Here is a 25,590-nt window from a genome sequence, read left to right as displayed (position 1 = left end):
TTATCGCTGATGACAGGTACCCTCACAGTTTATCTGCCATCATGATCCACTTTATCGACTATCCAGTGTATTAAAAAATAGCTAGATCAATTCAACAGCTGCATCTAATACCTTATCCTTCAATATCTCCGCTCTTATCTTCTCAATAGATTCAATGATATTTATATGGTTTTTGTCACTAATTAATATCACCGAAATCGGTTTGTCTGCCCACTGAGTCACGTTGTTATCTGGTAATTGAGAAGTTAGCTGGCTCAATTGATATGGAATATCATCATCGTTCTCAATGCTATCATCGACTAAACCGGCCTTAAACAGAGTCACCTCTGCATAGTGTAACTTACCACTTTGTTCGCACTGAGCCATCTCGACTTCAAACGGATAAGCTTGCAGTATTGTTTCAATATAATTTAAATCAATGTTACCTGACTCATGCAACCTAGCTCTTATTTTTAGCTGGGATGATGGTATATCCTGTTGCCGCCTTAACCTATTAATAGACTCAGAGTTCATGACTGAATCAAGTAAGAACACCTTAATATCTTTCGCACCACGAGACTCCAGTAGATAGGCCATTTCCAAGGCTAATTGACCGCCTAACGACCACCCTAAAAGATGAATTGATTCAGAAATTGAAGTATGAGCAAGTATCAGGTCAACATACATTGCCGCCATTTGCTGTAAAGACGATATGTTAACTGTCGAGCTATGGTTATAATTATCGATACCGATACAATTAAATTTATCAGCCAACGCTAATGCTAGCGGTACATAGACTTCACTGCCAGAGCCTGCACCATGGATCATAAACAACTTATTCAATGCACTAGACTCAGGGGTTAAATGTTGCAGTAAATGATCTTGATATCTATCGTTATAAAACCATTCACATAAAGAAGAAATAGTCGCATGACTAAAAAATATACTAAGTGGTATATCGATACTTAACTGAGCTCGGATCATTGCAGTCAACTTAATCGCCGAAATCGAATCACCGCCACTACGGAAAAAGTTATCGTGTATCCCCACCTGCTCAAGGCCCAACACCGACTGCCAAATCTGGCACAGCTGAGTCTCAAGGTTATTGCGCGGTGCAGTGTAGTTATCAACACTCACCCACGCAGGCTCTGGCAAGGCACGCCTGTCTAACTTGCCGTTAATGGTTAACGGAATGGCATCAATTTCAGTGAAGGTCGCTGGCACCATGTATTCAGGTAAGGCCTGTGTTAGAGATGCAATTAAGCTGTCTGTCTCTATGCTCTTCCCATCTAGAGGTGATTCGTTTGAAATAATATACGCCGCTAAGTATTTATTACCCTCGCGCTCTCGGTCTATCACCACCGCTTGTTTGACACTATCAAGACTTGATAGTGCGGTTTCTATTTCGCCCAATTCAATCCGGTAACCACGAATTTTAACCTGACTGTCATTACGGCCTAAATATTCTAAATTGCCATCAGTATTTCCATCAGCGTTTCCATTAGGTAAGTAACGCACTAAATCCCCGGTTTTGTATAAACGGGTGTAGCCTTTTGCTATGTCAGCTTCTGTCGCAAACGGGTTATCAATGAAACACGCTTGGGTTAACTCAGGACGATTAAGGTAACCGCGGGCAACACCTGCACCACCGATGTATAATTCACCACTGGCGCCCAAGGGCGTTAGCTGCAAATATTCATCGAGAACGTACAGCTTAGTATTATTGACACCACGGCCAATATTGTTGGCGCTGTCGCCTACAAGATATTCGTTGGCCGTGGCACACACGGTAATTTCAGTCGGGCCATACGCATTAAATATCTGACAATGTTCACTAAATGAGTTCAATAAACCCAAAGAAGGTGAGTCACCACCTGATACCACCGTTTTCAGTGCAGGAAAGTCACTTGGGGTTAGCTGAGATAATATCACTGGCGGTAACAAGGTAATATCAATGCTCTCATTGGCCAGCATGTCACTCACACTCACTACATCTCGCTCGCTTTCACTGCACATGTACCCCGTCAGGCCTTGACTTAATCCTGCAAATATTTCAAATATCGACACATCAAACACATAAGATGAAAACAGTAATACCTTTTCTCTCTCCTGCACATTGAAGCGCTGGGTTAAGGCCTCGACAAGGTGCACCCCATTGCCATGTTCTACCATTACTCCTTTCGGTTTTCCTGTGGTGCCTGAGGTGTAAATCACATAGGCTAAATCATTAACGCTGCTCATCGCAGGAGGAATCATGACCTGCACACCAATATCAACCGATAATATGTCTGCTGCCAGTAAACTAATAGGGTGGCCTATCTCATCACTTAGTGTGCTTAGCTTGCCAAGATACTGTGACTGGGTCACCACCAGTTTGGCAGCCGTATCAGTTAAGATGAACTGGGTTCGTTCAGCCGGATACTCAGGTGAAATCGGCACATACGCACCGCCCGCTTTGAGTACCGCTAAGATACTTATCACCATCTCAAGACTGCGGTCTAAATACAGCGGAATAAGTGTGTCAGCCTTTAGCTCATGGCCACAGATAGCAAGGTATTCTTGACGGATAATGTGCGCTAACTGGTTGGATTTGTCATTGAGTTCGTTATAAGTGAGCTGCGTGTCTTCAAACACCAAAGCGATGTTATTTGGGGTTTTCGCCACTTGATCAGCAAACAATTGATGCAAGGTTTTATCTTGTGGGTATGGCGCATCCGTGTCGTTGAAGCTATAGAGTAAAATATTGCGCTCCTCTTCACTGATAACAGACAAGGACCGACATAACTGCTCCGGCTCTGCGGCAATTGAAGCTAATATGCTTTCAAGTTGATTGAGCAAACGAGTGACATCTTGCAAACTCAACCAAGCCTCACTGAAGCCTAATTTAACCACCACACTTTGCTCATGCTCAAATGCCGTCACCGACAAGGGATAATCAAGCTTTTCTACCGACTGACGAAATACCAAGCCACTTACAACGCCGTTCCTCTGTTCGTTAATCGCTTCCATAGGGTAGTTTTCAAACACAAACAAGCTGTGAAATAAGCGCTCACCGTCTTGTTGCAGGCTCGCCAGTGATACTGCGCTGTGGCTGTTTAATGCCGCAATATCACGCTGAATGGCCTGTAACACTTCAGCAACCGTTAATGCCGCTTGCTCCCAGTTAACCATCAAGGGCAAGGTGTTAATGTACAAACCCACACTCGACTCAATGCCCTCAACCGGTACATCTCGGCCCGAGACCGTGGTGCCCACTATCGTTTGGCTATCACCACTGTAGGTTTGCAATAATTTATGCCAAGCAAACTGCAACGCCACATTCAAGGTGACTCCTTGGGTTTTGCACATGCTTTTTAATTTCTCGTACGCTTGACCTTGTATAGTGAGCACTTGCTCCGCTGGCTTTTCAATAGCCTTAACTTGCGCCAAATCCACTTTTTGACTTAACAAATTGGATAAATCAGTCGTGCCCTGATAGGTGTCTTTTATGTCTGACCAATAAGTATCTGTTTCAGCTTTGGTATCGAGATAGTATTGTTGCGTGGCCAAGTACGCCTTATCAACCTCGAGAATGGGCGTCTCACCGGCCATAAGTTGGTCGTAGTTGCCGTGCACGGCCTGCATTAACACGGGTAAGCTCCAACCGTCAGCAATACTGTGGTGCTCACTTTTTAGTACCGTGGTTAAGTTGTCAGCCTGCTTAATTAAGGTCAAGCGGATTAAGCCTGGCTGGGTTAAATCAAACCCAAGTAAACGGTCTTGCTGCTGAATATCCGTAATAGCCAGCTCACGTTCTTTTTCTGATAAATGGCTAATATCATGAAAATGAAAATTAGACTCATCAATACTGGCTCCGCGCGTTACCACTTGCAGCATTTCTTCTTGCCAATCAAACGCGGTGCGCAAAATAGGGTAACGTAATGACGCCAAACGCCAGGCTTGCTGGTATACCTCAAGGTTTATCTCTTGATGATAATCAAGCAAGAGTTGCACTCGGTAAGCATCATCTTGAGGCTGACTAACATGATGGTAAATAAACCCTTGCTGTAGACTAGTAGCAGGATAGATAGCTTCAATATCGTGCTGACGTTGTAATCGAGACAAGGTGGTTAATGATAACTTTTCAACGCCATAATCACTCGGCGTTTTAAGTCCACCCGCTTGAGCTTGACATTGAGCCGTGTTAATGACCGCCCCAAGCCCTGCCTCAAAAGCGGCAACAAAAGCGGTTGTTTGCACAGAGAATAAGCGTGATACCACACTGAAACACAACATCCCTTGCTGCACAGCTCCGTTAATATTGAGCGCTAAATCGTCCTCATTATCCAAGGCCATTTGCACCCCAGCATCACCCGTGACGAGACTCCAATCACGTTCATTTTCGCCTTCACGTTTTCCACCCAATTGCCCGAGGTAGTTAAAACTCACCTTAGGCAGTGGGCCAGTGAGCTTTCCTGCCTGACGCAAAGCGCCATAACCAATGCCCTTGTGTGGCATCGCCCTGAGCATTTCTTTGGTTTGAATAATATTAACCGCAATATCCTCATCAGCGGTTAATTTCACCGGATACATGCTGGTAAACCAACCTACCGTCTGTGACACATCCAAGCTGTCATCAATGAACTCTCGCCCATGACCTTCTAACACAATATGATTAACGGGCTCGCCCAAGGTGTCTTGTAATGCGATGGCTAATGCACTGAGTAATAAATCATTAATGTCGGTGTGATATCCGCCATTGGCCTCATGCAATAAGGTGTCAGTTAGCTTATTTGATAACATCATCACTTGTTGATGTTTGGCTTCATGTGCAATTAATGGCTTCAGCTCGGCGGTTACCTGTTCCCAATATGCACATTCATCGACCGACTGCTGTGCATAATCACCTACCGCTGCCACCCACTGACGATAGCTACTGGTTTTCGCTGGCAAGCTCTGCCCAGTTAATAACAATTGCATATCCTCAGCAATAATTCGCCATGACACCGCATCAATAATTACGTGATGAAACGCAAAGAATATCCGCGAACGACCGTCTATATAGCCGCTCAAATGTGCAGCTTGCCATAAGGGGCCAACATCAAGCGAAAAGTGGCTCTGCCACGTGGTTAATTGCTGCTGCAATTCAACATCAGACAGGGCACTCACATCACAGCTCACCAAAGGTGACATTGTGCTGAGTTCATCGTAACGCTGACCATACCTTTTGATTGAATAAGCCTGCTCTGATGAAAATTGCTCTGTCGATAACGGCTCTGACAAAGTAAAACGAGCGCGGAGCATATCGTGCCGCTCAGCTAAACGCTCAAGCGCAAGCTCGATGGCTGGCAAGTCAATACCGCTTGGCAACTGCACCATAAAAGCTTGGTTCCAGTGATGCGCACTCGCCCACGCCTTATTAAAGAACCAATCTTGTATCGGCAGTAAAGCAAACTCACCTTCCAGACGCCCCTGCTCAGCGATGATGTCAACTGATGAAGTTTCTTTTTCAAGCATGCTGGTAAGTTGCGCCACGGTCGGTGCATCGAAAATCGTTTTGACCTGCAAAGTAAAGCCCACTTGACGTAATTTCGATACCAGCTGAATACTGATAATTGAATCACCGCCACTGCGGAAAAAGTTATCGTGTATCCCCACCTGCTCAAGGCCCAACACCGACTGCCAAATCTCACACAGCTGAGTCTCAAGTGCGCTGCGCGGTGCAGTGTAGTTATCAACACTCACCCACGCAGGCTCTGGCAAGGCACGCCTGTCTAGCTTGCCGTTAATGGTTAACGGGATGGCATCGATAACGGTGAACGTTGATGGCACCATGTATTCAGGTAAGGCCTGCGTCAAAGAGGCAATTAAGCTGTCTGTATCTAGGGCGTGACTATCCTGAGCCTGCTCATTTAAGACCTGTTCATTAGAAATAATATACGCCGCTAAGTATTTATTGCCCTCACGCTCTCGGTCTATCACCACCGCTTGCTTTACACTATCGATAAGGGATAACGCCGTTTCGATTTCGCCCAATTCAATCCGGTAACCACGAATTTTAACCTGGCTGTCATTACGGCCTAAATATTCTAAATTGCCAGCAGCATTTCCATTAGTATTAGCATTTCCATCAGCGCTTCCATTAGGCAAGTAACGCACTAAATCCCCGGTTTTGTATAAACGGGTGTAGCCTTTTGCTATGTCAGCTTCTGTCGCAAACGGGTTATCAATGAAACACGCTTGGGTTAACTCAGGACGATTAAGGTAACCGCGCGCCACACCCGCACCACCGATGTATAATTCACCACTGGCGCCCAAGGGCGTTAGCTGCAAATATTCATCGAGAACGTACAGCTTAGTATTATTAACACCACGGCCAATATTGTTGGCACTGTCGCCTACAAGATATTCGTTGGCCGTGGCACACACGGTAATTTCAGTCGGGCCATACGCATTAAATATCTGACAATGTTCACTAAATGAGTTCAATAAACCCAAAGAAGGTGAGTCACCACCTGATACCACCGTTTTCAGTGCAGGAAAGTCACTTGGGGTTAGCTGAGATAATATCACTGGCGGTAACAAGGTAATATCAATGCTTTCATTGGCCAGCATATCACTCACACTCACTACATCTCGCTCGCTTTCACTGCACATGTAACCCGTCAGGCCTTGACTTAATCCTGCAAATATTTCAAATATCGACACATCAAACACATAAGATGAAAACAGTAATACCTTTTCTCTCTCCTGCACATTGAAGCGCTGGGTTAAGGCCTCGACAAGGTGCACCCCATTGCCATGTTCTACCATTACTCCTTTCGGTTTTCCTGTGGTGCCTGAGGTGTAAATCACATAGGCTAAATCAGTGGCGGTGCTGATAGGGCTTGGTGACTCTTTTGGCATATCAACATAGGTAGATAATATGTTTGCCGCTAATAAGCTAATTTGATGTGTTTTATCGTCACTAAGTGCTGTTAGCGCTTCAAGATGCTGCGACTGGGTCACCACCAGTTTGGCAGCCGTATCGGTTAAAATAAACTGGGTTCGTTCTGCCGGATACTCGGGGGAAATCGGCACATAGGCCCCGCCCGCTTTGAGTACCGCTAAGATACTTATCACCATCTCCAGACTGCGGTCTAAATACAGCGGAATGAGTGTGTCAGCCATAAGCTCATGGCCACAGGTATCAAGGTATTCTTGACGAATAGCATGGGCTAACTGGTTGGATTTGTCATTGAGTTCGTTATAGGTGAGCTGCGTGTCTTCAAATACCAAAGCGATATTGTCTGGGGTTTTCGCCACTTGCTCAGTAAACAATTGATGCAAGGTTTTATCTTGCGGGTACAGCGCATCCGTGTAGTTGAAATCATAGAGTAATGTATTGCGTTCTTGCGCGGAAAGCACATCGATATTTGCCAGTTTTTGAGCAGGCTCTGCAACAAAAGCGGTTAATACTCGGGTATACATTGCTGATATACGGGTGATGGTCGTTTCATCAAATAAACCCACGGCATAATTGAGTTGACCACTGATATTCTCTTCGCTGTTGGCAAGGAACAAGCTCAAATCAAACTTGGCAGGGCTGTACAGTGCTTCTTCTGCCTCTTCTAAAACGACTGGGCTAAACGGCAACTGACACGCGCTCATTTCACCCATACCCGAGTCTGGACTAGCGTCTGAGCCAAAGCCTGCACCAAAGTCCTGCACACTGAACATCACTTGGAAAATGGGGTGCCGCGAGCTATCACGCTCGACATCCAATCCATCCACCAATTGCTCAAACGGGATATCTTGATTCGACTTAGCTTGTGATACCACCTTATGCACTGTTTGGATAAATTCAGCAATGTCGCTATCACCTGACACTTGCGCCCTCAGTGCCAGTGAGTTAACAAACATGCCGATTAAGCTTTGTGTCTGAGCGTGATGACGATTATCCGAAGGCGAGCCAACAATAATGTCCTCTTGTCCGGTCAATTTGGCCAAACTCACGTAAAACGCACTTAATAATACTGTGTACAGGGTGGTTTCTTGCTGCTTAGCTAACGCCCTGAGTTCAGTTGACAATTGAGTATCTAATACAAAAGCACTGTCTTGACCGCGATAATCGACTTGCTCGGGTCTTGGCTTATCGGTTGGCAATGCCAAGGTCTCATAACCTGACAATGTCTGTCGCCAATAATCAAGCTGCTGTGTGCCCACCTCACCTTGCAAGTAGTCACGTTGCCACGCAGCATAGTCACCGTAATTAATGTCCAATGCCGGTAAGTCTATTTCACGTGACGCCTTTAATGCTTGATACACTTCACCCAGCTCACGGATAAAGATGTCTGTTGACCAGCCATCCATCGCAATGTGGTGCCACATGAGTAAGATGTATTGACCTTGCTCTTGGCTTTCGCTTTGAGCAAGTTGATAATGGTTAAGCCGCAAACTTGGCTCGTGTTGTAAATCAAAAGGGTGAGCGATATCAGCTTTAACCAAAGCCAGTAATTCAGCCTCATCATGGCAAGTCTGTGAGCGAAAGGCTAAATGACTGTCTAATGCCTGCTGATAAGCCGTACCTGCCTCATCATGGTCATACTCACTATAACCATACACGCTATTCATCACAGCATGACGGCCACTCACCACATTAATCGCTTTTTCCAGTAAATACACATTCACGTTATCATCAAGCTGAGCCAAGTAAGGCATATGATAAGCACTGCTGCCTTGCTCAAATTGCTCGATAAACAGCATACGCGCTTGCGCAAAGGACACCGGGTAGCGAGCCTTATCACCCAAATTAAGATGAGGGATTACCACCCTAGCGTCCTGATTCAACATTTGCTCGTTCAGCGTCAAAGAGATACCCGCGATGGTCTTTTGTTCAAACAATGCACTCAAGGCTAAATCAACATTCAACTCTCGACGAATGGCGGCCACCAATTTAATCGCGGTAATTGAATCCCCGCCACTGCGGAAAAAGTTATCGTGTATGCCGACCTGCTCAAGGCCCAACACCGACTGCCAAATCTGGCACAGCTGAGTCTCAAGGTTATTACGCGGTGCAGTGTAGTTATCAACACTCACCCACGCAGGCTCTGGCAAGGCACGCCTGTCTAACTTGCCGTTAATGGTTAACGGAATGGCATCAATTTCAGTGAAGGTCGCTGGCACCATGTATTCAGGTAAGGCCTGTGTTAGAGATGCAATTAAGCTGTCTGTCTCTATGCTCTTCCCATCTAGAGGTGATTCGTTTGAAATAATATACGCCGCTAAGTATTTATTACCCTCGCGCTCTCGGTCTATCACCACCGCTTGTTTGACACTATCAAGACTTGATAGTGCGGTTTCTATTTCGCCCAATTCAATCCGGTAACCACGAATTTTAACCTGACTGTCATTACGGCCTAAATATTCTAAATTGCCATCAGTATTTCCATCAGCGTTTCCATTAGGTAAGTAACGCACTAAATCCCCGGTTTTGTATAAACGGGTGTAGCCTTTTGCTATGTCAGCTTCTGTCGCAAACGGGTTATCAATGAAACACGCTTGGGTTAACTCAGGACGATTAAGGTAACCGCGGGCAACACCTGCACCACCGATGTACAATTCACCTATTGCCCCTAAAGGGGCTAATGCCATTCCTTGCAGCACATAGACTTTTACATCATTGAAAGGACGACCAATGGTACTGGCAGCATTAAGCGAATTGACCATATAACTTGTCGCTTCACCCGTTTCTGTTGGCCCATAATAATTAATGACTTTCGTCAGATTAAAATCAAAATGAACCAGCTGCTCTTGTGTTAGATTTTCACCACTGAAGTAAATATGCTCGAAGTCACAAGGCAAGGTAGTCGATGCTAATAATGCTGAAAATTGAGAAGGAACAAAATGGCAAGCATTGATATCATGAAATTCAAGTAAATGCATGATTTCATCCATGTCGAAACTTGACTGAGCCATCACTATTTTAGCCCCCACATTTAAGTGGCTAAACAAATCGGATACAGACACATCAAATACATAGCTGGTTTTAAACAAATACGTGTTTTTAGCCGTTTCCCCGCGAGAAGACATATATTGATTTCGACTGGCACTACTTTTGTGCTCAATCATTACCCCTTTAGGTTGACCCGTGGTACCCGAGGTGTAAATCACATAGGCTAAATCTGTGGCGGTGCTGATAGGGCTTGGTGACTCTGTTGGCATATCAACATAGGTAGATAATATGTTTGCCGCTAATAAGCTAATTTGATGTGTTTTATCGTCACTAAGTGCTGTTAGCGCTTCAAGGTGTTGAGACTGGGTCACCACTAGTTTGGCGGCGGTATCGCTTAAGATAAACTCGGTGCGCTCTGCCGGATACTCAGGCGAAATCGGCACATAGGCCCCGCCCGCTTTGAGTACCGCTAAGATGCTAATCACCATCTCTAAACTGCGGTCTAAATACAGCGGAATAAGTGTGTCAGCCTTTAGCTCATGGCCACAGGTAGCAAGGTATTCTTGACGGATAATGTGCGCAAGCTGGTTGGATTTGTCATTGAGTTCGTTATAGGTGAGCTGCGTGTCTTCAAACACCAAAGCGATATTGTCTGGGGTTTTAGCCACTTGCTCAGCAAACAATTGATGCAAGGTTTTATCTTGCGGGTATGGCGCATCCGTGTCGTTGAAATCATAGAGTAAGGTATTACGTTCTTGCGTGGAAAGCACATCGATATTTGCCAGTTTTTGAGTAGGCTCTGCAACAAAGGCAGTTAATACCCGGGTATAGATTGCTGATATACGGCTAATGGTGGTTTCATCAAATAAACCCACGGCATAATTGAGTTGACCACTGATATTTTCTTCGCTGTTGGCAAGGAACAAGCTCAAATCAAACTTGGCAGGGCTGTACAGTGCTTCTTCTGCCTCTTCTAAAACGACTGGGCTAAACGGCAACTGACACGCGCTCATTTCACCCATACCCGAGTCTGGACTAGAGTCTGAGCCAAAGTCTGTACCAAAGTCCTGCACGCTGAACATCACTTGGAAAATGGGGTGACGTGAGCTATCACGCTCGACATCCAATCCATCCACCAATTGCTCAAACGGGATATCTTGATTCGACTTAGCCTGTGATACCACCTTATGCACTGTTTGGATAAATTCAGCGATGTCGCTGTCACCTGACACTTGCGTCCTCAGTGCCAGTGAGTTAACAAACATGCCGATTAAGCTTTGTGTCTGGGCGTGATGACGATTATCTGACGGCGAGCCAACAATAATGTCCTCTTGTCCGGTCAATTTGGCCAAACTCACGTAAAACGCACTTAATAATACTGTGTACAGGGTGGTTTCTTGCTGCTTAGCTAATGCCCTAAGCTCAGCTGACAATGCTGTGTCTACGATAAAATCACTGTCTTGACCGCGATAATCGATTTGCGCGGGCCTTGGCTTATCGGTTGGCAATGCCAAGTTCTCATAACCTGACAATGTCTGTCGCCAATAATCAAGCTGCTGTGTGCCCACCTCACCTTGCAAGTAGTCTCGTTGCCACACCGCATAGTCACCGTAATTAATGTCCAATGCCAGTAAGTCTATTTCGCGTGACGCCTTTAATGCTTGATACACTTCACCCAGCTCACGGATAAAGATGTCTGTTGACCAGCCATCCATCGCTATGTGGTGCCACATGAGTAAGATGTATTGACCTTGCTCTGTGCTTTGGCTTTGGCTTTGAGCAAGTTGGTAATGGTTAAGCCGCAAACTGGGCTCGTGTTGCAAATCAAAAGGATGGGCGATATCAGCTTTAACCAAAGCCAGCAATTCAACCTCATCATGGCAAGTCTGTGAGCGAAAGGCTAAATGACTGTCTAATGCCTGTTGATAAGCCATACCTGACTCATCAAAGCCATGCTTATCAACATGTCTATCATCATAGTTATTCTCACTATAACCATACTCACTATAACCATACACGCTATTCATCACAGCATGACGGCCACTCACCACATTAATCGCTTTTTCCAGTAAATACACATTCACGTTATCATCAAGCTGAGCCAAGTAAGGAATGTGATAAGCACTGCTGCCTTGCTCAAATTGCTCGATAAACAGCATACGCGCTTGCGCAAAGGACACCGGGTAGCGAGCCTTATCACCCAAATTAAGATGAGGGATTACCACCCTAGCGTCCTGATTCAACATTTGCTCGTTCAGCGTCAAAGAGATACCCGCGATGGTCTTTTGTTCAAACAATGCACTCAAGGCTAAATCAACATTCAACTCTCGACGAATGGCGGCCACCAATTTAATCGCGGTAATTGAATCCCCGCCACTGCGGAAAAAGTTATCGTGTATGCCGACCTGCTCAAGGCCCAATACCGACTGCCAAATCTGGCACAGCTGAGTCTCAAGGTTATTACGCGGTGCAGTGTAGTTATCAACACTCACCCACGCAGGCTCTGGCAAGGCACGCCTGTCTAACTTGCCGTTAATGGTTAACGGAATGGCATCAATTTCAGTGAAGGTCGCTGGCACCATGTATTCAGGTAAGGCCTGTGTTAGAGATGCAATTAAGCTGTCTGTCTCTATGCTCTTCCCATCTAGAGGTGATTCGTTTGAAATAATATACGCCGCTAAGTATTTATTACCCTCGCGCTCTCGGTCTATCACCACCGCTTGTTTGACACTATCAAGACTTGATAGTGCGGTTTCTATTTCGCCCAATTCAATCCGGTAACCACGAATTTTAACCTGACTGTCATTACGGCCTAAATATTCTAAATTGCCATCAGTATTTCCATCAGCGTTTCCATTAGGTAAGTAACGCACTAAATCCCCGGTTTTGTATAAACGGGTGTAGCCTTTTGCTATGTCAGCTTCTGTCGCAAACGGGTTATCAATGAAACACGCTTGGGTTAACTCAGGACGATTAAGGTAACCGCGGGCAACACCTGCACCACCGATGTATAATTCACCACTGGCGCCCAAGGGCGTTAGCTGCAAATATTCATCGAGAACGTACAGCTTAGTATTATTGACACCACGGCCAATATTGTTGGCGCTGTCGCCTACAAGATATTCGTTGGCCGTGGCACACACGGTAATTTCAGTCGGGCCATACGCATTAAATATCTGACAATGTTCACTAAATGAGTTCAATAAACCCAAAGAAGGTGAGTCACCACCTGATACCACCGTTTTCAGTGCAGGAAAGTCACTTGGGGTTAGCTGAGATAATATCACTGGCGGTAACAAGGTAATATCAATGCTCTCATTGGCCAGCATGTCACTCACACTCACTACATCTCGCTCGCTTTCACTGCACATGTACCCCGTCAGGCCTTGACTTAATCCTGCAAATATTTCAAATATCGACACATCAAACACATAAGATGAAAACAGTAATACCTTTTCTCTCTCCTGCACATTGAAGCGCTGGGTTAAGGCCTCGACAAGGTGCACCCCATTGCCATGTTCTACCATTACTCCTTTCGGTTTTCCTGTGGTGCCTGAGGTGTAAATCACATAGGCTAAATCATTAACGCTGCTCATCGCAGGAGGAATCATGACCTGCACACCAATATCAACCGATAATATGTCTGCTGCCAGTAAACTAATAGGGTGGCCTATCTCATCACTTAGTGTGCTTAGCTTGCCAAGATACTGTGACTGGGTCACCACCAGTTTGGCAGCCGTATCAGTTAAGATGAACTGGGTTCGTTCTGCCGGATACTCGGGGGAAATCGGCACATACGCACCGCCCGCTTTGAGTACCGCTAAGATACTTATCACCATCTCAAGACTGCGGTCTAAATACAGCGGAATAAGTGTGTCAGCCTTTAGCTCATGGCCACAGGTAGCAAGGTATTCTTGACGGATAATGTGCGCTAACTGGTTGGATTTGTCATTGAGTTCGTTATAGGTGAGCTGCGTGTCTTCAAATACCAAAGCGATGTTATTTGGGGTTTTCGCCACTTGCTCAGCAAACAATTGATGCAAGGTTTTATCTTGTGGGTATGGCGCATCCTTGTCGTTGAAGCCATAGAGTAATGTATTGCACTCATGAGGTAATAATTGTGATATTTGTCTAATGTGTGTTGTAGGTGATTCAATAAAACTCATCAGCACATATTCAAGTCGCTCAAGCAAGAGCGTTATCTCTGAATGGTTAAAATATTGCAGTCCATAAGATGCTGTAATTTCTAAGGATGGATTACTTTCATAATCCTTTAAGCGTAGCAACAAAGGATTATCATCAAAAGTCGTCTCGACTTGAAAACTCTCATATAACCGTTTTTCAAGTAAATCATGTTTAAGCAGCTCATCTTTAAACAAATCATGTTTAAATAGATCATAGGAAACGGTAATGTCAGGTAATAAGATGTTACTACGACTTGCGAGACGTTTGACATGGGAACGAGGAAAGCGACAATGAGCATAACTCTTTTTGATCGACGACATTATTGTTTTTATTTGTTCAACAACACTCATGTCTCTCTGAACAGCCGATGAGAATAAACAGGTATTAACATGCATACCCACCACGTGCATTCCTTGCTTTCCTCTACGACCATGTATAGGCGTATTAAGTACAACCTCATTACTTCCAACTATATTCGAAATAATCAGACTCACCGCACTTGAAAAAACGGCAAGTAAATTCAACTTATTATTTTTGCAGAAGTGATGTAATTGTTCACTTAGCTCAACAGATAGTATACGTGTACAGTTAGCATTTTTAGGTAATGAATAGCGAATAGGAAGAAGGGATACTTGCTGCTTATTTAAAAATTGTTGCCAATATACTTTGTCTTTATTGTATTTTACCGAATTTAGGTACTCATGAGATTGCAATATTACGTCTTTAAATTGAGGAATATCTAATAACCAATCAGTTGCTGTAGTTTGCACAATATTTTGATACAAGCGATGGATATATCCATATAGTCGGTAAATTCCTATACCATCAATCGCGATATGATGAGACTTAAAAAACACATAATATGAATTTGGGGTAATTTTAAGTAAGGCCATACGACTAAGATGAGTACTAAAACACCCCACAAAACTATCAATTTGATCTTGCATCCAATCTAATGCTTTTTTTTCTGCATCTGCTAACACTGAAAAATCATGACATTCGACCACACTTGGTATTTTATCATATTGAATAAATTGTAAGGGGGTTCCACCTTCACTAGTAGTCATCGTGAAGTGTAATGCATCCAAGTGAAAATAAAGTAATTCCCATACTTGCTGTAATATTGCAAGATCAACATTTTGCATAGTCGTGTAGCCCCCAAGATTATTTTTAGGGTTACCTTCATTTAGCAGTTGATCATAATATATGTCTTCTTGAGCAAGATGAAGTTTAAAAATTTGATTGTCTGATACGTAACACTTCGATGTTTTATTGTTTTTATCTATATTTCCAGACATTATATAATCCTCTATAAATCATTATTAATCATCAATAAAAAATGCACTCATGATCGTATATATATTTAACTTTAAATTTGCTAAAAATAATCTATTTCAAAAGTCACTTAAAACCCAAAACGTGGTTTTAGTAAATAGAATCAAAAAACACGTTATAAAAAATAAAATAATCAATACCTACCTAACAGAAAAATAAAATGACTAAAAAAACAACCCACGCAAATCTCAACAAACTAGCCAACAAAAAAAACATGCGAATTTAAACATAAACACAACACTACCGCAACAGTATTGCGGTATAAATACAACTTCGAGGCATCAAAAATTCACCCTAATGACAAAGGTATTAATTAAGTAATAAAGAAGTAATTTGAACTAAAAAGGGTAATAATAAGTCGACTGGAATACATCACTAACGCAGTTAAATAAACACAAACAAAATAGGAAAACACATCATGAAAAATCTATAAATTCATGTTTATATTAACTATTACTTAAATTTTCACGTTGTGTTTTTTTGGTTTTTATCATATTAATTACATTCGCTTTTTTCAGATAGGCTAGGTTCTTTAGCACGCAGTTCATGGAGCCTTCGGTCATATTCATTCATTATATTATTGACGGTCCATAGCGCAATAGCACCAGCCCCAACATGCGCAAATTTCAACTGCTTAATATCAGGAAATTGTACCTGTACCCACTCAATAAAACTCGTAATAACTAAGCCAACAATGGCTCCATTAACATTGGCGTAATTACTATAAAAATGCCGTGCACGCTCCATCACTTCACCTGCTATCGATACTTGTGCCAATTCAATGCTTGCTATACCATTTTCAAACAAGTCAAATGCATAAATCACATCATTACGATTAAACTGTGATAAACTTGGGAAATACAACAGTATTGTGGCTATCCATACAGGGGCTTTTAACACTAGCCTCCTCTCATTCAAATTGGATTTAAAAACACTTTTCTCTTAATTTTCATGCGGGGTTATATTTTCCTTATTCATAGTTATCTCCGTATAATATTTTAGTTACTTCTGGATTCAAGAAATACATCCAAAAAACAACTAATTTAAATATTAATTCATACAAAAAGTTTACTTCCACTCTTAAATAATTTCAACGTGATGGTCGAAACAAGGATTAAATTAACGTCTAAATCATAAATTTTTCATAAATATAGCCATCAAATAATTTCTCTTGAGTTCTAATCCGATTATTTATATCAAAACCACTTCAATATGCAGAGTCCTGGCTAGATCTCAGCAATATTCGACTTATTGCATGACTCCAGCTTAGTTCTGCCATTTGGCAGATTATGTACAATTTTTCACAGCTTTACCTCCCCTGCTATCTGGCATGAACACGTTCAGATAACTTGGGGGTAACAACATATAACAGTTAATGATTCGCAGCTTTACTCAATAAACTTCAGTAGCTCTTGTTTAACTTGATCTGATGCGAATGACTGCGCAACACTCACTTTGTAAATCGCGAAATAATCTTCACGAGTGAGATGAAACTCTTCCATCACCTTACGTATTTCGTTTACCATCGTTGTATTAGATACGGTGCGATTGTCGGTATTGATCGTGATCAACACACCGTCTTTATAGAATTCTTTAATCGGGTGCTGACTTAAGGTGTCGACCGCTTTAGTTTGAATATTGCTACTTGGGCAGCTCTCCAGTGCTACCGAGCGCATTTTGACTACATCGTAAGCCTTTTGATGACCTTTAATATCAATGCCATGGCCAATACGCTCTGCATTAAGCAAAGTCACCGCATCGAATACGTTTTGTCCAATCCCTTGCTCTCCAGCATGAATGGTGATCCGATAACCTTTTTCGATGGCATGATCCACATAGGGAATAAACTCATTGCAAAAACCAGCAAGCTCTGCACCGGCTAAATCGAAAGCGACGACCCCTTTATTCAAATAAGCAGCACCGACATCAATCACATCATGAATATTGCTTTTATCCATGGTTCTTAAAATTGAGAGGATATAGTTCCCCTTAATTCCATATTGAACTTGGGCTCGCTGCATACCTTTCACAGCACTGCCAATGATCTGGTCTAAGCTTAACCCCTGCTGTTGATGTAACTGAGGGCCAAAACGTACTTCAAAATACTTAACATTTTCTTTAGCGGCGTCTTCAAATAGTTCGAACGAGATACGCTCTATCCCCGCTTCCGTTTGCATGACTGACAAAGGAAGATCGAAGCACATCAAGTACTCTTCAAGGTTTTGACAGGTCTCTGGAGCCGTCATTAATGCACTTATTTCATTAATATCCTGACTTGGAATTGTGACATCTTGTAGGTTAGCCAACTCGATCATGGTCTTTGGGCGAACACTACCATCTAAATGGCAATGTAGATCGATTTTTGGCAATGCGTGATAATTCATGAGTCTCTACCTTTATTGAATACCAGTATGAACAGCCGATATAGGCTTAATACTAGAGTAGTGCATATAAAGTTACAGACTTCATAATCAAGAATTTAAGGCTCTTGGTAGACACTCCCAAACCATATCATTGGGATTATATGAAGCTATTTAATGGAAATGAAGAGTAGCACTTTGGATTGACCTTCACAATTTATAGAAGCATCAATAGGTAAATAACTTTAGCAAAAAAGTTATTTACCTAGCCCAGATTAGAAAAAGATAGCCATTATTGGCAGCGATAATAGTAAATTCAATTCAGAAGCTTATGGTATACGAGATAAGCTTCAGCTGTTAATTATCTTAATTGTAGACTTAACCGTTAATCTAAGGCTATCCAAGTTGCTTTAATTTCTGTGTATTTATCAAAGGCATGTAGTGACTTATCACGACCATTACCTGATTGCTTATAACCACCGAAGGGGGCGGTCATATCGCCACCATCGTAATGGTTGATCCACACCATACCACTTCTCAACGCCTTAGCCATTTTATGCGCCTTACTGAGGTTAGCTGTCCACACTCCAGCAGCGAGCCCGTAAATACTATCATTAGCAATGCTGATCGCTTCATCCATACCATCAAAAGTAATAACCGATAATACTGGACCAAAGATCTCCTCTTTAGCTATAACCATCTTATTGTTAACATTTGAAAAAATCGTAGGTTCTATGTACATTCCGCCACTTTCTGCCATGATCTGATCACCACCAATAACCAGCTCTGCGCCTTCAGCAACACCAGCTCTGATATAGCTAAGCACTGTATCCAATTGCTGTTTATCTACCACAGCACCGCAGGTTGTGGCCGGATCGAGTGGATGACCAGGCTGCCAGAACTCCATCTCTTTAATGATGAGTCGCAGCAACTCATCTTTAACCTCAGCTTCCACCAGTAGACGCGATCCTGCGGTGCACACCTCCCCCTGATTAAAAGCAATAGCAGCGGCGGCGGCTTCGGCAGCTTTTTGAAGATCTGGCGCATCATTAAAAACAATATTAGGACTCTTACCACCAGCTTCTAACCAAATACGCTTCATATTCGATTCACCCGCATAGATCATCAACTGTTTGGCGACCTTAGTCGAACCAGTAAATACCAATGTATCAACATCCATATGCAAGGCAAGCGCCTTGCCCACTTTATCACCTAACCCCGGAAGTACATTAAGGACTCCGCTTGGTATACCCGCTTTAATGGCGATTTGCGCCATTCTAATCGCCGTTAACGGTGATTTTTCAGAAGGCTTTAATACCACACTGTTACCCGTGGCTAATGCTGGCCCCAACTTCCAACATGCCATCAAAATAGGAAAATTCCAAGGCACAATAGCGGCAACAACACCAACAGGCTCACGGGTTATCATACCGATTTCATTATGAGCGGTGGGGGCAATTTCATCATATATTTTATCAATCGCTTCACCAGACCAACGAAGTGCACTGGCCGCACCTTTGACATCTACAGTGCATGAATAACGTATCGGCTTGCCCATATCTAAGGTTTCAAGCAGTGCCAGTTCATCACTATTCGCTTCAAGCAGATCAGCAAAACGAAGCATGATTTGTTTACGTTTAACCGGTGGCAGTTCCGACCAAACACCTGAATTGAAAGCTGCCCGCGCACTGCTTACAGCAATATTGGCATCTGCAACATCACAACTGGCAACCCGACATAAGATTCGGCCATCGATTGGGCTAATGCAATCAAATCGCTCACCCGATACTGCTGTTCGGTACTCACCTTCGATAAATGCTTCAGTCCTTATTCGTCCTTCAGTGATGATAGTTTCGGCCAAATGCTGCCATTGCTGACAATTAGTCGGTGTACTCATAAAAAACCCTTAGCAAGTGAATAATGACATGTCATAGCGACACACTCTTCACTTATTGACTCGTGCAATAAGTAACCTTAAACAGACTCCAAGATCCGCTCTACAATAGATCGGATGCCTAATATATTTTACAAAAATATTTTTTTGTAAAATATAAATGTAAAAAATACTTTTTTGTTCGTTATATTTGACATAACATAAAAAATATCAATCGTTCATAATAACAATAATCACACAAACTCAGGATAGATAATATGACTGATATTCAGAGCCATTCCCGTCACAACGCTCCCTCTCTTGAAAACTATTGGATGCCTTTTACCGCCAATAGGCAGTTCAAAGCAAATCCAAGAATGCTCACCGAAGCAAAAGGTATGTATTACAAAGATGCTTCTGGCAATTCAGTGCTTGATGGTACTGCAGGCCTTTGGTGCTGCAATGCTGGTCATGGACGCAAAGAAATTTCCGAAGCCGTTAACCGTCAGCTCCAAAAATTGGATTATGCTCCCTCTTTTCAAATGGGCCACCCGCTCGCCTTCGAACTTGCAGAACGCTTAGCAAATATCGCTCCTAAAGAGTTAAATAAGGTTTTTTTTACTAATTCAGGATCAGAATCTGTCGACAGCGCCCTTAAAATAGCAATCAATTACCACAGAGCAAATGGCGAACCAAGCCGTACTCGGTTTATCGGACGTGAACTGGGTTATCATGGTGTCGGTTTCGGGGGAATATCTGTCGGTGGGATTGGGAATAATCGTAAAACATTCAGCCAGCAACTACTACCAGGTGTCGACCATCTGCCTCACACATTAGATCTGCAAGAAAATGCCTTCTCTCACGGCATACCTAAACACGGGGCAGAAAAAGCCGATGTGCTTGAACAACTCATTGCACTGCATGGTTCTGAAAATATTGCCGCTGTGATTGTGGAACCAATGTCTGGTTCTGCTGGCGTTATTTTACCTCCGGAGGGTTATCTCCAACGTCTACGTGCGATCACCAAAAAACATGGGATCTTACTTATTTTTGATGAAGTGATCACAGGTTTTGGCCGAGTTGGTGATACCTTTGCCAGCCAACGCTGGAACGTAACGCCAGATATGATCACTGCGGCAAAAGCGCTAAACAACGGCGCAGTTCCTATGGGAGCCGTGCTGATTCATGACCAAATATACGATGCTTGCATGCAAGGCCCCGATGGGATTGAGCTCTTTCATGGGTACACCTACTCAGGGCACCCTGTCGCCGCAGCTGCTGCGATCGCTACCTTAGATATTTATGAAAATGAGCAATTGTTTGATCGCAGTAAAGAGTTAGAAAGTTATTTCGAAGAGGCGGTTCATAGCCTTAAAGACCTACCCAATATCATCGATATACGCAATATAGGATTAGTGGCTGGGATTCAATTTTCTCCCAGTGCTGAAGGGATCGGTAAACGAGGATTTAGTATTTTTGCAGACTGCTTTGCCAAAGGAACATTAGTGCGAGCCACGGCAGATATTATCGCTATCTCCCCGCCACTTATTATCAATAAACAAGAGATAGATCAAATAGTCAATACCTTAAGTGATGCTATCAGAGCTACCGAATAAACATCAGTAAATAACATGTATTTTTATTATAGGAACATAGGATATGCAACAGATAAACCACTACATCAATGGCTCTTATACCCATGCCAGCAAACGCGTTAGCCTTGTTTTTGACCCCGCGACTGGCGAACAAAAGGCCAATGTATCTTTAGCCTCTGCGGCTGAAGTCATCGATGCTATCGAACTTGCCAAAAAAGCTCATGTTAGCTGGTCACAAATTTCACCACTCAATCGCTCACGGGTGTTATTTAAGTTTAAGGCATTAGTTGAACAGAATATGGATGAGCTAGCAAAACTCATCACCGGTGAACATGGCAAGGTGCTCGATGACGCTAAAGGTGAGATCATACGAGGCCTTGAAGTGGTCGAGTTTGCCTGTGGTATCCCACACCTCTTAAAAGGTGAACATACTGAGCAAGTTGGCGGCGGCGTGGATGCTTGGTGCGTTAATCAATCCTTAGGCGTGGTCGCAGGTATTGCGCCGTTTAACTTTCCTGTCATGGTGCCTATGTGGATGTTCCCTATTGCGATTGCAGCGGGTAACACATTTATTATGAAGCCTTCAGAAAAAGATCCAAGTTCTGTCATGCGTTTGGCAGAGCTACTGACTGAAGCAGGTCTGCCTGAGGGTGTGTTTAATGTCATCAACGGTGATAAAGAAGCGGTTGATACCTTATTAACTCACAAAGATGTGCAAGCCATAAGCTTTGTCGGCTCAACACCTATTGCAGAGTACATTTATGAAACGGCCTCGAAACATGGCAAACGAGTTCAGGCTTTAGGAGGCGCTAAAAATCACATGCTACTGATGCCCGATGCCGATATCGACCAAGCTGTAAGCGCGTTAATGGGCGCTGCATTTGGCTCCGCAGGTGAGCGCTGCATGGCCATTTCGGTGGTATTAGCCGTCGGTGGCTCTGGCGACCTTCTAGTCGAAAAACTGTTACCGCAAATTCAGTCCTTACGGGTTGGAAATGGCTTGTTTACCGACATGGACATGGGGCCACTTATCTCAGCACAGCATCTTGAAAAAGTCAGGGGGTATATCGAGAAAGGGGTTACCGAAGGTGCGGATTTGCTCATCGATGGTCGCCAATTAAGTGTCGAGGATCACCAGCAAGGGTACTTTCTCGGTGGTTGCTTATTTGATAATGTCACACCAGAGATGACGATCTATAAAGAAGAGATCTTCGGGCCTGTTCTTGCCATTGTCCGTGTTAACGATTATACCGAGGCGCTCAATCTTATTAACGATCATCAGTTTGGTAACGGTACTGCTATTTTTACTCAAAGTGGTGAGGCTGCACGACACTTTTGTCATCATGTTCAGGTGGGGATGGTTGGAGTCAACGTGCCTATTCCAGTGCCGATGGCTTTTCACAGCTTCGGTGGCTGGAAACGTTCACTCTTTGGTCCACTACATATGCACGGGCCAGATGGCGTACGTTTCTACACTAAACGCAAAGCCATTACCGCTCGCTGGCCAAAATCAAATCAAACTAAAGCCGAATTTGTAATGCCGACAATGACATAATCCCAGGTGTGCAGCTTATTCTGCACACTCTCTATAGAATTAACACAACGCTTTATTATCGGGTATTTAGCAGGACAAACATGCGATGAATGGTAAATTCTGGATCTCAGTGGTAACAATATTTGATATCAATGAAATAGATAAACGAGTATGTTAATAATATTGAGTAAAACCATTTTCAATAAAGTATAAATAGAGCTTAACGAAATATGATGTGGCAGCCTCTTATCTTGTATGATAATGCCTATTCTGAGCGTATCTTAATCTTATGTTCCGTCAAAAAGGACACCTGTATGACACCGACAGTGCTGAAAGCCATTTTTATTATTTTTGTCATTTTTATCGTTTATAAAATGATATTTAGTGGTAAAAAAGGGCTCACTATTTTCGAAATGCATTTCAAAGATGGCCGCCTAGCATCCCACAAAGGTAAGCTCCCTGATAAATTTCAAAAAGAGTGTCGTACCATCGCTAAAGCCGAAAAATTGACCGGGACAATAACATGTGAAAAATCGGGAACAGTAAGACTACATGTCTCTTCTAACGTCAATGAACAGGTAACTCAGAGAATTCGTAATGCATTCCCTTTCGAGTATTACGATAAAAAACAGGTGGACAATAGCAGGCAAGCCAGCTGATATACTAATAGCGGAAGAATGGAGCATAAATTAGTTAAAAATCATGCTTGTTCTTCCCATAAAACCTTCCAGCATGTTAATGATCAAAAACTAGAGCTGGGGATTGGTGAAAAGTAGTCCTTGACCAATCTGCTTTTCCATTGAGTTAACCAAACCGTTCCATTATTTACATTTGACGTTAATGAATTTATTGGAGAGGCTGCACGTTTACCATCACTTATTTTAAAAACCTCACCAACATTAGATTGAAAATCATGAGTAAGAGAAGCACCTCCAGAAGTTGATGTTCTGCATACAGCCCACCTTATATCTAACTGTTCACTTGGCCACCTTTTTTGAGCATATATGATAAAATCTGAAAGTTTAATACAGGAAGGAGGTTTGGGTTGTATCATATAAGTATTTGAATTCCATGGTCCTAATTGAAATGCCTGTAAACGTGAATTGGCTTCAAGATCGAGTGTTTCACATAAATAATGTTCTACATACATGCCGCCATATTTCGTTTCAGCTATTTCATTTAAGCTGCCATTTAAGACTTGTTTGGCATACATTTTAGATACCGATTTACCGATTTCACCATACCATTTTATAGATACATTTAAAGGTAAATGCTTATACTCAAAAGGAGATTGACGGCCGTGTCCACCGATAAAAATAGTAATCACTTTAATACCCTTTTTATTTTAAATTCATGTGGTGAAATTTAATTAAACATTACCATTCTCCACTCTGATTGAATACCAAAATTTATATTATTATACAATATGTTACAAACAAAAAAGAAAAATCATTGAACGAATACATCATAGTAGCCGATTAAAACTAAGCGCTAAAATCAGCGATATATTTACTCTCTAAATATTTTTTTGCCACATATCTTCACGACCTTCCTTAATAAGCCGCTCATTATGTTCAACCATAGGATCTGTTGTATTATCCAATACCTCTGTTGATGTATCCTGTTCAACATTCATCTCTATCGTGTCGTAAACAGACGTTGCACAAGCAGAAATACCTAATAGTGCGGTGATCAGTAGTACATGACTCAAATTCATTTTTGTTTACTCTTTTCTTCTTTTAGTAAGTTATCGCTAACCGGATTACTGCGTGCAGCAAATTTCTCCATTGCCCACACCAACACAATGCCACAAACAAATGCCGCTATAGCCCAAGCAATATTAGCCGTTTGCCCGGTAACTTGTTCAAACTGCATGGGTGAGAGATTTTTCTCCAGCAAAGGGACCTGTTCACCCGCTGAATTCATCCGCCAAGTCAGCACTTCTTTCCATGGCCAGATTTTACCTAATGTTCCTAACATTAGCCCAGTCAAAAAGATAAGCGTGGCATCGTGAAACTTACGTAACAAAGCAGAGAGTAAATGACTAAATGTCAATAAACCAAAGATACAACCAGATGCGAAAATCGCTAATACAGTGATATCAAAATTCTTAGCCGCCGCCAATATAGAAGGATACAAGCCCAATAACAACAAAATAAAACTGCCTGATATACCGGGTAACAGCATGGCGCAAATCGCGATACTACCGCCAATAAAAACATTAAGGTACGTCATCTCAAGTGCGATAGGATTCAACATAGTGATCCCCCAAGCAAAAGCTACACCCAGCGTAAATAACAGTAGTCGAACACATGAAAAGCCCTTTACTTGCTTCAACATATGGACCACTGAGATAACAATCAGTCCGAAGAAAAATGACCACACTGGGATTGGATGAGTCGCTAAAAGGTAAGTGATCAGCTTTGATAAAGAAAAAATACTGGTTAATATTCCGCCGAAAACACACATAAGAAAAGAGCCATTGATATACTCAAAAGCCTGCTTAATTCCCTGCTTTCTTATGACTGAAATTAATGTAGGATTAATTCGACGAATGCTCTCCAATAGCGTGTCTAAAATACCAGTAATAAACGCTATCGTCCCCCCTGAGACACCAGGAACCACATCGGCAGCCCCCATCGCCATGCCCTTTAAATAGGTAAACAGGAAATTCAATTTTCATCCTCTAATATAGACAAATATAAAGGGGGTATTATACGGTTTAAAGATAGCCAAAGGAAAATGAAGTTTACTTCATTTTCAACATACTTAATGAATATCCTTAATAAATGGCGTTAAACCGAGAGAAAAAGAGA

The 25,590-nt window shown here is 42.7% G+C and carries 10 protein-coding genes and 1 riboswitch; of the genes, 3 read left to right on the top strand and 7 right to left on the bottom strand.

Annotated elements, in window-relative coordinates; translation table 11 throughout:
• Positions 1-81: 81 nt before the first annotated feature.
• The 4 genes from HQQ94_RS07410 to HQQ94_RS07395 all read right to left on the bottom strand — a co-directional run bounded on the left by HQQ94_RS07410 (position 82) and on the right by HQQ94_RS07395 (position 19,669).
• A complete protein-coding gene (locus HQQ94_RS07410; protein ID WP_173293815.1) occupies positions 82-15,375 on the bottom strand; it encodes a non-ribosomal peptide synthetase in 15,294 nt (5,097 codons plus the stop codon).
• Positions 15,376-15,907: 532 nt separating this feature from the next.
• Positions 15,908-16,312: a hypothetical protein gene (locus HQQ94_RS07405; RefSeq protein ID WP_173293814.1), complete on the bottom strand. Its 405-nt coding sequence runs from the start codon at positions 16,310-16,312 to the stop codon at positions 15,908-15,910.
• Between the two features lie 488 nt (positions 16,313-16,800).
• Positions 16,801-17,796 (bottom strand): adenosine deaminase, encoded by a 996-nt coding sequence (gene add / locus HQQ94_RS07400; protein WP_173293813.1) that lies wholly within the window; start codon positions 17,794-17,796, stop codon positions 16,801-16,803.
• A gap of 64 nt (positions 17,797-17,860) precedes the next feature.
• Positions 17,861-17,960, bottom strand: a riboswitch (purine riboswitch).
• 197 nt (positions 17,961-18,157) lie between these two features.
• Positions 18,158-19,669 carry an aldehyde dehydrogenase gene (locus HQQ94_RS07395; protein WP_173293812.1) on the bottom strand — a complete coding sequence of 504 codons (1,512 nt, stop codon included), beginning with the start codon at positions 19,667-19,669 and terminating at the stop codon, positions 18,158-18,160.
• Between the two features lie 254 nt (positions 19,670-19,923).
• Between HQQ94_RS07395 and HQQ94_RS07390 the strand changes: the two genes are divergently transcribed.
• The 3 genes from HQQ94_RS07390 to HQQ94_RS07380 all read left to right on the top strand — a co-directional run bounded on the left by HQQ94_RS07390 (position 19,924) and on the right by HQQ94_RS07380 (position 23,433).
• Complete coding sequence (locus HQQ94_RS07390) at positions 19,924-21,261, top strand: aspartate aminotransferase family protein (protein ID WP_173293811.1); 1,338 nt, start codon at positions 19,924-19,926, stop codon at positions 21,259-21,261.
• A gap of 43 nt (positions 21,262-21,304) precedes the next feature.
• On the top strand, positions 21,305-22,795 hold the full coding sequence (locus HQQ94_RS07385) for a CoA-acylating methylmalonate-semialdehyde dehydrogenase (RefSeq protein WP_173293810.1): 1,491 nt from the start codon (positions 21,305-21,307) through the stop codon (positions 22,793-22,795).
• 293 nt (positions 22,796-23,088) lie between these two features.
• Positions 23,089-23,433, top strand: a complete 345-nt coding sequence (locus HQQ94_RS07380; RefSeq protein WP_173293809.1) for a DUF3634 family protein — start codon at positions 23,089-23,091, stop codon at positions 23,431-23,433.
• Positions 23,434-23,516: 83 nt separating this feature from the next.
• Here HQQ94_RS07380 and HQQ94_RS07375 read toward each other — a convergent pair whose 3' ends face one another.
• The 3 genes from HQQ94_RS07375 to HQQ94_RS07365 form a co-directional block, all read right to left on the bottom strand.
• Positions 23,517-24,101, bottom strand: a complete 585-nt coding sequence (locus HQQ94_RS07375; RefSeq protein ID WP_173293808.1) for a putative adhesin — start codon at positions 24,099-24,101, stop codon at positions 23,517-23,519.
• 189 nt (positions 24,102-24,290) lie between these two features.
• A complete protein-coding gene (locus HQQ94_RS07370; RefSeq protein ID WP_173293807.1) occupies positions 24,291-24,491 on the bottom strand; it encodes a hypothetical protein in 201 nt (66 codons plus the stop codon).
• Complete coding sequence (locus HQQ94_RS07365; protein WP_173293806.1) at positions 24,488-25,450, bottom strand: DUF368 domain-containing protein; 963 nt, start codon at positions 25,448-25,450, stop codon at positions 24,488-24,490. Before HQQ94_RS07365 ends, HQQ94_RS07370 begins: the two co-directional genes overlap by 4 nt.
• Positions 25,451-25,590: the final 140 nt, after the last annotated feature.

It is taken from the genome of Shewanella sp. VB17, assembly GCF_013248905.1.
Taxonomy (GTDB): Bacteria; Pseudomonadota; Gammaproteobacteria; order Enterobacterales; family Shewanellaceae; genus Shewanella.
Note: the sequence above shows the minus strand (reverse complement) of the source record. Positions and strands in the feature narration are given on the sequence as shown.